This is a genomic window from Rhodococcus sp. BS-15, assembly GCF_000813105.1.
Lineage (GTDB): Bacteria > Actinomycetota > Actinomycetes > Mycobacteriales > Mycobacteriaceae > Rhodococcoides.
Map to the genome: position 1 here is coordinate 1 of NZ_BAOX01000192.1, position 9639 is coordinate 9639.

Annotated in this window: 7 protein-coding genes and 3 pseudogenes; 5 read left to right on the forward strand and 5 right to left on the reverse strand. The window is 65.6% G+C overall.

Features of this window, described 5'->3' with window-relative positions; translation table 11 throughout:
- Positions 1–891 (forward strand): MFS transporter (locus tag RHBS_RS18840; RefSeq protein WP_128646218.1); only part of this gene is annotated, 891 nt, incomplete at its 5' end.
- Here RHBS_RS18840 and dxs read toward each other — a convergent pair.
- Positions 878–2758: a 1-deoxy-D-xylulose-5-phosphate synthase gene (gene dxs, locus RHBS_RS18845; protein WP_121870017.1), complete on the reverse strand. Its 1881-nt coding sequence runs from the start codon at positions 2756–2758 to the stop codon at positions 878–880. The genes RHBS_RS18840 and dxs overlap by 14 nt on opposite strands.
- A gap of 179 nt (positions 2759–2937) precedes the next feature.
- Between dxs and glsA the strand changes: the two are divergent.
- Positions 2938–4763: pseudogene (glsA, locus tag RHBS_RS18850) on the forward strand (glutaminase A).
- A 42-nt stretch (positions 4764–4805) separates the two neighbouring features.
- Here the strand turns inward: glsA and RHBS_RS18855 are convergent.
- Both RHBS_RS18855 and RHBS_RS18860 read right to left on the reverse strand, forming a co-directional pair.
- Entirely contained in the window at positions 4806–5564 is a 759-nt protein-coding gene (locus RHBS_RS18855) for an anti-sigma factor (RefSeq protein WP_128646219.1), read from the reverse strand.
- A complete protein-coding gene (locus RHBS_RS18860) occupies positions 5561–6316 on the reverse strand; it encodes a sigma-70 family RNA polymerase sigma factor (RefSeq protein ID WP_128646220.1) in 756 nt (251 codons plus the stop codon). The genes RHBS_RS18855 and RHBS_RS18860 overlap by 4 nt, the downstream gene beginning before the upstream one ends.
- Positions 6317–6498: 182 nt before the next feature.
- Here RHBS_RS18860 and RHBS_RS18865 point away from each other — a divergent pair, with 182 nt between their 5' ends.
- Complete coding sequence (locus tag RHBS_RS18865) at positions 6499–7461, forward strand: ATP-binding cassette domain-containing protein (protein ID WP_128646221.1); 963 nt, start codon at positions 6499–6501, stop codon at positions 7459–7461.
- Positions 7458–8297, forward strand: a complete 840-nt coding sequence (locus RHBS_RS18870; protein ID WP_121870022.1) for an ABC transporter permease — start codon at positions 7458–7460, stop codon at positions 8295–8297. The genes RHBS_RS18865 and RHBS_RS18870 overlap by 4 nt, the downstream gene beginning before the upstream one ends.
- 24 nt (positions 8298–8321) lie before the next feature.
- On the opposite strand, the pseudogene RHBS_RS18875 reads toward RHBS_RS18870, so the two are convergent.
- Positions 8322–8842, reverse strand: a pseudogene (locus tag RHBS_RS18875) (CGNR zinc finger domain-containing protein).
- A 25-nt stretch (positions 8843–8867) separates the two neighbouring features.
- Here RHBS_RS18875 and RHBS_RS29135 point away from each other — a divergent pair.
- Positions 8868–9029 carry a hypothetical protein gene (locus RHBS_RS29135; protein ID WP_187298550.1) on the forward strand — a complete coding sequence of 54 codons (162 nt, stop codon included), beginning with the start codon at positions 8868–8870 and terminating at the stop codon, positions 9027–9029.
- Positions 9030–9045: 16 nt separating this feature from the next.
- Here the strand turns inward: RHBS_RS29135 and RHBS_RS18880 are convergent.
- Positions 9046–9639: pseudogene (locus tag RHBS_RS18880) on the reverse strand (class I SAM-dependent RNA methyltransferase); the annotation flags it as partial.

Genomic DNA, 9639 nt, shown 5'->3' on the forward strand with positions numbered 1-9639 from the left:
GCAGGAGTGGAGCCCGCAGGACGATCGGAGAATCCGGCGGTGTCGGCTCGGCGGCTGGGGTTGTTGACCGGTGTGTTGACTGCCGTGATCAGTGCCAGTGCGGGTGTTGCGTCGGGGGTCTCCGTTCCGTTGGCGGAGGCGCTCGACGGCGGTTGGCGGTGGGTGCTAGGGCTGTGGGCGGTCCCGGTGGCTATTGCGGCGCTGTGTATGGCGCTGCTGTCCCGGATGTTCGCGAGGGCGGGGCCGACGGCAGTGTCCGGTGCCGTGGAATCGCAGGGCGGTTCGGCCGTGCTGCGCTCCCCCGTCGCGTGGGCGGTGACGGCGTTCATGGGTGTGCAGTCACTCATGGCGTACTCGATGATCGCGTGGCTGCCCACGATCTACCGGGATCGTGGAGTGGACGCCGCCGCGGCCGGGCTACTGTTGACGGCTCTGTCCCTCACCAGTGTCGTGACGGCTCTGACGGTGCCCAGCGTGGCCACCAGGTTGCCGAGACAGAGCGTTCTGGCAGTTGCGGTGGTGTTGCCCACCGTTGCGGGCTTGGCGGGGGTGCTGTCGTCTGCAGATTCCTGGGCGCTGCTGTGGGCCGTGTTGCTCGGGCTCGGCCAAGGCGGGCAGTTGTCCCTGGCGATGACGCTGATGAATCTGCGGGCCGCGACGGCACGTGATGCTGCGTCGTTGAGTTCGATGGCACAGACGGTCGGCTATGTGCTGGCAGCCTGCGGCCCGTTGGTGTGCGGCGCTGTGCATTCGGTGACTCAGCGGTGGGAACCGTCGGTGCTCTTCCTTCTCGTGATGACGGCTCCGATGGCAGTCGCGGGTGCGGTGGCCGGACGCTGCGCGTTCTACGGCGTCGACGTCCGGCAGGAGACCGGTGTCAGAGGCTCTTGACCCAGTGCGAGACTCGCTGCACGACGTCCTCGCAGGTGAGACCGAGTTCGTGGTGTAGCTGTTCGCGCGATGCGTGGTCCAGGAATCGTTGTGGCACACCGAGATCGCGGCACGGGGTATCGACGCCTGCCCCGCGGAGTGCCGCAGACAGGGTCGAGCCGATGCCACCGTGCAGGCCACTGTCTTCGAGGGTGACCACCATCCGGTAGTCCTCCGCCAATTTCAGCAGCGCCTGCGGGATGGGCAGCACCCATCTCGGGTCCACCACTGCGACCGAGATGCCGTCCTGCTGAAGTTTGTCCGCCGCGTGCACGGCCAGCGGACCGAACACTCCGACGGCCACGATCAACACATCGCCCGTCGCGTCGGACGGCTCGGTCAGTACGTCGACGATTCCGTCCAGTCTGCGTACCGCGGGCACGGTTTCGGTCACTGCGCCCTTCGGAAAGCGCAGTGCAGTGGGTCCGTCGGACGTCGCGATCGCCTCGGCCAGTTCTTCTCGCAGTGTCTCGGCATCTCGCGGCGCCGCCACCTTCATGCCGGGAACGATGCCGAGCAGAGACATGTCCCACATGCCGTTGTGGCTGGCACCGTCGGCCCCGGTGACCCCGGCGCGGTCGAGCACCACGGTGACCGGCAGTCCGAGCAGCGCCACGTCCATCAGCAACTGGTCGAACGCGCGATTGAGGAAGGTGGAGTAAATCGCGACCACCGGATGCATCCCGCCCAGCGCGAGCCCGGCAGCCGACGTCATCGCGTGCTGCTCGGCGATTCCGACGTCGAACAACCGGTCGGGGAAGCGAACTCCGAACGCGGCGAGCCCGGTGGGCGCGGCCATCGCTGCGGTGATCGCTACGACGTCCTCGTTCTGTTCGCCCTGCTCGATCAGTGCCGCCGAGAACACCGATGTCCAGTCCGGTGCCGACTTCGACCGCGCCAGTCCCGTCAACGGATCGATGACACCGGTGGCGTGCATCTGATCGGCGACGTCGTTCTCGGCGTGCACGTAGCCCATGCCCTTGCGCGTCACCGCGTGGACGATGACCGGACCGCCGTACGCCTTGGCGCGGCGCAGAGCCGATTCCATCGCGTGCTGATCGTGGCCGTCGACCGGACCCAGATATTTGATACCGAGATCGGTGAACATCACCTGCGGACTGATGGCGTCCTTCACCCCGGCCTTCATGCCGTGCAACATCGCGTAGGCCGTGGGCCCGACGATCGGAATGCGACGAACGATGCGGCGACCGTTGTCCAGCACCTTCTCGTACCCGGGCTGAAGCCGAAGGGCTGCCAGATGATCGGCCAAGCCCCCGATGGTCGGGGCGTACGAGCGACCGTTGTCGTTGACGACGATCACCAGGGATCGGTCGCGGCCTGCGGCGATGTTGTTGAGCGCCTCCCAACACATTCCGCCGGTGAGCGCACCGTCGCCGACAACAGCGACGACGTGCCGGTCGGTTTCGCCTTTGAGTGCGAAGGCCTTGGCCAGGCCGTCGGCGTAGGAGAGGGAGGCCGACGCATGCGATGACTCCACCCAGTCGTGTTCGCTCTCGACACGTGACGGGTAGCCCGACAGGCCGCCCTGCTTGCGGAGCGTGTCGAACAGACCGGTGCGCCCGGTCAGCATCTTGTGCACGTACGCCTGATGACCGGTGTCGAAGATGACGGGATCACGCGGGGAGTCGAAGATGCGATGAATCGCCAACGTCAGTTCCACGACACCGAGATTGGGACCGAGGTGGCCGCCGGTAGCGGACACTTTCTCGACGAGAAACGCACGGATCTCGCGAGCCAATTCGGCCAGCTCCGCACTGCCGAGGTCGCGCAAGTCCTCGGGCGTCTGAATTCGAGCTAGGACACCCAACGAGATCGCTCCCTCCGGCCGGAAAACAAAATGGAAATTTCAGTCTACGGAGTTTCCGTGCCCTGCTGCTCCGCCCAGCGTCGTGACGCCGACAGTACCGTCGAACGTCGAGGTGCCCTGGGTCAGCCGCCCCTAACCTCGACGGTGGCGAATCGGACATCACACATACAGTGTGGCCTATGAGCAACGTGGTCGATGCCATCCTGCGCCGAGTTCACGAACTGTGCCGCGACGACACGTCCGGGCAGGTGGCGGACTACATCCCCGAGCTCGCTGCCGTCACGCCGGACGGGTTCGGTATCGCGCTGACGACCACGGACGGTTACGTCTACGAGGTCGGCGACACTCGACTCCCCTTCACGATCCAATCGATCTCCAAGCCGTTCACCTACGCACTGGCGTTGGCCGACCGGGGCATGGACGTCGTCGCGAGCAAGGTCGACGTCGAGCCGTCCGGTGAGCCGTTCAACGAGATCAGTCTCGACCCCGTCACCGAGCGCCCACGCAACCCGATGATCAACGCCGGTGCCATCACGTCGCGTCGCTGATCGCGGGGCGAAGTGCCGAGGATCGTTTCGAGCGCATTCGAGCCTCGTACTCGCGGTATGCGGGGAGGTCTCTGGCGTTCAACGATGCCGTGTACCGGTCGGAGGCGCGCACCGGCAATCGCAACCGCGCAATCGGCTACATGCTCCGTTCGTTCGACATCATCGACCACGATCCCGACGCCGCCGTCGATCTGTACTTCCGCCAGTGCTCGATCGACGTCACCGCCGCGGACCTCGCGATGATGGCGGCCACCATGGCCAACAACGGCGTCAACCCGCGCACGCGTGAACGCGCACTGGCACCGGCTCTGGTCGAGCGAGTGCTGTCGGTCATGACGACGTGTGGGATGTACGACGGTGCAGGCGACTGGGTCGCGAGGGTCGGCCTGCCGGCCAAGAGCGGGGTCGGCGGCGGGATCCTCGCGGTTCTCCCTGGACAGATGGGCATCGCCGTCTACTCCCCACGGCTCGATTCGCACGGCAACAGCGTGCGCGGAGTCGCCGCCTGCCGAGAACTCTCGAAACGCCTCGAACTGCACTTCCTGCACGTCACCCGAGCGGCGAAATCCTCGATCCGGCGCCGCTACGTCGTCACCGAGGCACCCTCACGCAAACGGCGATCGGAGGTGGAACAGGCCACCTTGGCTGCCGTGGGCGATCGCGCCCGCGTGTACGAACTGCACGGTGATCTGCTGTTCTCGGGTGCCGAGACTGCCGTCCGTGAGATCGGCGACCTCGATCGGGAACTCGACGCACTCGTCATCGACGTACGAGGCGTCGACGAGGTCAGCGACATCGCTCGGACCATGTTCGAGGATCTACGTCAGGATCTGGCGGAGCACGGCTGTGTGGTGGGTCTGGTGGATCCCAGAGCGATCATGGGTCACACGACGTCGAGTCTCGACCCGGCCGACCCCGCTGGCCGAACCTACTCGAGCCTGGGTGCGGCCATCCAGTGGGCCGAGAATCTGTTGCTCGATCGCCATTGCGCGGGGGTGCGACAGCCGACCGTCGTCACCACGGCCGAGCATCCGTTGCTGGCCGGGCTGTCCGCCGCACAGTTCGAGGCGGTCACTCCATATCTGGAGAAGCGGCACTACGCCCGCGGAGACGTGATCGTTCGCCACGGCGATGCGGCGGCGGGCCTGTTCCTGATGCTGCGCGGCGAGGTGACGTCCACGGCCGTCGCCGCCGACGGTGGCAAGCACCGCATCACGACTCTCTCCCCCGGCATGAGCTTCGGTGAGATGCCCCTGCTGATGTCGGTTCCGTTCCTGCTCGACATGGTCGCCGACACACCGGTCGATCTCGTGGTGGTGTCGGCAGCGCACTTCCGGGCGCTCACGCGCGACGCACCGGAGATCAAGCTGGCGTTGCTGGAAAATCTCGCCACCGGGGCCTACGGCCAGATGGCAGCGGTGATAAGAACGCTCGGGCGGTTCGACACCGGCATCTGACCGAATATCGAACCGCCCGAGGCGACCGTGCGTGTGCTGTGCTCAGGCACCCAACGTCAGCATCGTGAGCACCTCGGTGGGCTGCGCCGACCCGCCTGCGGGTTCGAGCGAGAACGCGAAATTCGTCGACGCCCCGAGACCGTCGACCACCGTGCCGGACTCGGAAGTGATCTGCTCGTCGGTCATCACACCGGCCGATCGTGGAGAACCTTCCACGAACCACATCTGATACGCGCGTCCGGGCGGCGGCTGTGAAACCCCGTCGAGAGTGACCACGACGGCGTTCTGGGAGAGCGAGTACGACACCGTTGCCGAACCGCCACCGGGGAACTCCGCCGTGGCTCTACGCGCATCCGGTGCAGCCACGATCTGGTCGGCCTGCGACGGCTGCGGATCATTCCCCATGGTCTGCGTCACGACCACCACACCCCCGACGGCGACGATCACCGCCGCGGCGGCCGACACCATGGAGTAGCGCCAGGACTTCGACCGTGGTTGCCGATGCCGGTGCAACGGCGTCACATTCGGCGGTAGCTCCCGAACGGTGGGCTCCTGGTCACTGGAGGCGACTCGATCGAGCACCACCTGTCGCAGCCGATCGGGCGCGGGCGTCGCATCGACTGCGACGGCCAAGGCCAACGTTTCGTGGATCTCGCTCACGAGAATGTCGAACTGGGCTCGCGCGGTGTCGTCGACACGAGTTCGTTCGGCTTCGATGTCGCGTCGCTCGGCATCGGTCGTCGCGTGGAGGGCGTAGACCTCCGCGTCGTCGAGAAGCCGTTGCCGTGACGATTCACTCATTGCGGGATCACCCCCAGACAAGTTTTCAATTTGATCAATCCGTCTCGTATGCGCGACTTGATGGTAGGAACCGCGACCCCGAGCCGCTCCGCAACTTCGCGATAGGTGTAACCGCTGTAATAGGCCATTCGGACCGACTCGCTCTGCGTATCGGTCAAGGTGTCGAGACAGGCGATCACGGCCTCCGATTCGAGCCGCTGCGTCACCGTCTCGAGCACCTCGTCGTGCTCCGGTGTGTGACTGACTGCGCCGTACGCGGCCTCACGGTCGGTACCCGACTGCTCGCTTCGAACGCGATCGACCGCTCGCCGGTGCGCGAGCGTCATGATCCAGGCCAGTGGGCTGCCCTGGTTCGGGTCGTAGTTCGGTGCCGCGCGCCAGATCTGGAGGAACACCTCCTGCGCGGTCTCCTCGCTGTACCCCGGGTCTCGAAGCACCCGCAGCACCATTCCGTAGACCCGCGACGACGTCGCGTCGTACAGCTCGGCGAACGCCGCCCGGTCGCCCTGCGCGACCGACGCCATCAACCGACGCAGACGATCCGTTTCGTCGGCACGCAGGTTCTTGAGCTGTGGACTGGGAACAGCACACACCGCATCCTCTGCCGCGTAGTTCTCCGAGGCAGCGGACGTCGTCCGGTCACGGCCGGCATTCGACGATCCGGACGCATCCGACAACGGCGCGCTCATCGGAAAGTCGTCCCAACAGACGGGTTCATGATCGAGTTCATCGATCACGACACTAGTGGTCATATCGCTCTCATATCGAAACCTCCGCGTTTTCCCGCCGCAGTACACATTCGGAACAAACCGACCGGAGGATGGTTCGGGACGGAAATTCGTTTGCGACAGATGTGGTCCGCGTTTCATCCTTGGTGGACAATCGGACAATCGTGGGGAATCGGGCGACCGGCCCACCGGAGGAATCGAGAGACATGGCGGCGATCGAGACACACGGTCTGGTCAAACGTTTCGGAGCGAACATCGCCGTCGACGGAGTCGATCTGTCCATTCCGTCCGGTGGTGTCTACGGCGTGCTCGGGCCGAACGGCGCAGGGAAGACGACGACCATCCGGATGCTGGCCACCCTGCTTCCGATCGACGGGGGCAGCGCCCGAGTCCTGGGTCACGACGTGGCCAGCGAACCGGAGGCCGTTCGGCAGAAGGTCGCTCTGACAGGACAATTCGCCTCTCTGGACGAGGATCTCACCGGGACGGAGAACCTGGTGCTGCTCGCTCGGCTGCTCGGCTACTCCCGGCCCGCCGCCCGATCACGAGCCGAGCAGCTGCTGACGGCGTTCGACATCGCCGATGCCGGACCGCGACAGGTCAAGACCTACTCCGGCGGCATGCGCCGTCGCATCGACATCGCCGCCAGCATCATCGTCACGCCCGAACTGATCTTTCTCGACGAGCCCACCACCGGACTCGACCCCCGCAGCCGAAACCACGTGTGGGAGATCGTCCGCGCGTTGGTCGCGGGCGGGACGACTGTGTTGTTGACGACACAGTATCTGGACGAGGCCGATCAGCTGGCCGGGCGTGTCGCAGTCATCGATCGCGGCAAGGTCATCGCCGAGGGAACGACGGGTGAGCTGAAGGCATCCGTGGGATCGAATTCACTGCACCTGCGCGTTCTCGATGCGGCCCAGCGAACGACCGCCGCGCAGATCCTGCGAGATCTCCTCGGCGGCAACGTCACCGAGGACCCGGATCCGTCCACCGTCAGCGCACGGTTGGACAATCCGGCACAGGCCGCGCCCGTGCTGCCCGCACTCGAGACCGCAGGCATCTCCATCGCGTCGTTCACGCTGGGACAACCGAGCTTGGACGAGGTGTTTCTCGCTCTCACCGGGCACGATGCCGGTTCCGAATCCGACCGGGAGGTTGCGTCATGACAACCGAAGCCCAGCAGGCGACGCCACAGGCGTCGACCATCATCGATGTGCTCGGCGCCGCCGGGCCTCGTCCGCCGCGTCCGTCGTCGTTGTCGACGTCGTTGAGCTTCGGGTGGCGAGCGCTGCTCAAGATCAAGCACGTGCCCGAGCAACTGTTCGACGTGACGGCCTTTCCGATCATGTTCACGTTGCTCTTCACCTACCTGTTCGGTGGCGCGTTGGCCGGGTCGACCGAGGCGTACATCCAGTTCCTGCTCCCCGGCATCCTCGTGCAGACCGTGGTGATGATCACGATGTACACCGGCGTGACCATGAACAAGGACATCGAGAAAGGCGTGTTCGATCGATTCCGTTCGCTGCCCATCTGGCGGCCGTCGCCCTTGGTCGGTGCGTTGCTCGGCGACGTCGTGCGCTACACGCTGGCTTCGGTGATCGTGCTGATCCTCGGGTTGATCCTCGGTTTCCGGCCGCAGGGTGGCGTCGTCGGCGTCGTGGCCTCCATCGCTCTGCTGCTGGTGTTCTCGTTCTGCCTGTCCTGGATCTGGACCATGATCGCGATGATCGTGCGTACCGAGGCTGCAGTGATGGGCGTGTCGATGTTCATCCTGTTTCCGCTCACGTTCGCGAGCAACATCTTCGTCGACCCCAGCACGATGCCCGGTTGGCTGCGCGCGTTCGTCGACGTCAACCCGGTCAGCTTCCTGGTCACGTCGCTGCGTGGCCTCATGCAGGGCGACGTCGACACCGGTGGGCTGGGAGTGACGCTGATGCTGTGCGCGGTGTTGCTGGCGGTGTTCGGGCCGATCACGATGCGCCTGTACAACCGGAAGTCCTAGCGAACGCGCTGCGCAGTGCGTCGATCACGAGGCCGCGCGTGCTCGATGCCTGCGGACCGCGTCGCGATTGGAGCACACCGTTCCGCAGTATCGCTGCCTTCCGGTTCTCGAGGTGTCGGCGAAGGCGAATGTGCAGTCGGCGGCGGCGCAGCGATCGAGGCGAGACATTCCGCGTCCGGTCAGGTGCAACGCAGTGCCGACGCTCACCAGGGCCTGATGACGCCGCCGAGTTCGATGTTGGGGTCGCGGTAGTGCATGTGCCAGCCGTCGTCGGCATGGTTGGTCAACCGCGGGTAGGCCGACGCCTGTGCCAGCAGAGCATTGAGCTCGTCGGCTCGATCGTCTTCCGTGGTGGCGTCCACCACCCGCGCCCAGTCCCGCAGGAACTGGAGGGTGTCGACCAGGTCGGCATCTGTTGCGGTCCAGTCCGGTACGAGGCCGGCGTCCACGCAGCGGTCGCCCAGTTCGGTTGCGGACGTGGGTGGTGAATTGAGTAGGTCGATACCGAGTTTGACCGCATATTCGCCGTAAGGGTTGATGTGCACAAGACCATTACATCACGATGGACGCATGCACACCGAACACACCACACACACCTGGACCACCCACTCCACCCACGACACGAGCGAGGGACTCGTCGGGTATCAGGGCTGCAGGTGCGGTGCCCAACGCATCGTGACCGTTCCCATGCAGACCTTCGCCCCGGTCGCCGAAGTTGCGCACCGGGCCTGATCGGCTGCCGCAGCCCTCACCGACGAACGAAACGACCGATACATTCGACGTGGCTGGTCGACGGAAAGGCATCGAAGGCACGCATGTCGTCGAGCTCGTATCCCGCAGCTCGATACAAGCTCACATCCCGCGCGAACGAGGCCGGATCGCATCCGATGTGCACCACCGAACGCGGAGACCTGACGGCGAGGGCATCGATCACGTCCCGTCCGGCACCTGCGCGAGGTGGATCGAGCACCGCTACCGACACCGGCTCGGCCAACGCATCGATCGAGCGCTCGACCCGACCCGGCACGAACGAGACCTGCGGCAGATCCTGTAGCGCCGAACGGCCGTCCTCGGCTGCACGACGGGAGAATTCGACGCTGGTGACTCGGCCGCTCGGACCGACCTGGCCGGCCAGCGCGGCGGCGAACACCCCCGACACCGCCGTACAGATCCCACGCACCGTCACCCACTGCGGCGTCCGCCCAGTCCCCCACCACATCGGTGTACACCTGCGGCGCGCCGCGGTGGGCCTGCCAGAATCCGGTGGCGTCGAGGGTCCACGCCCTGTTCGAGACGTATTCCGTCACCCGACCCGATCCGATCACAGCCTTCTCGGGCCGAG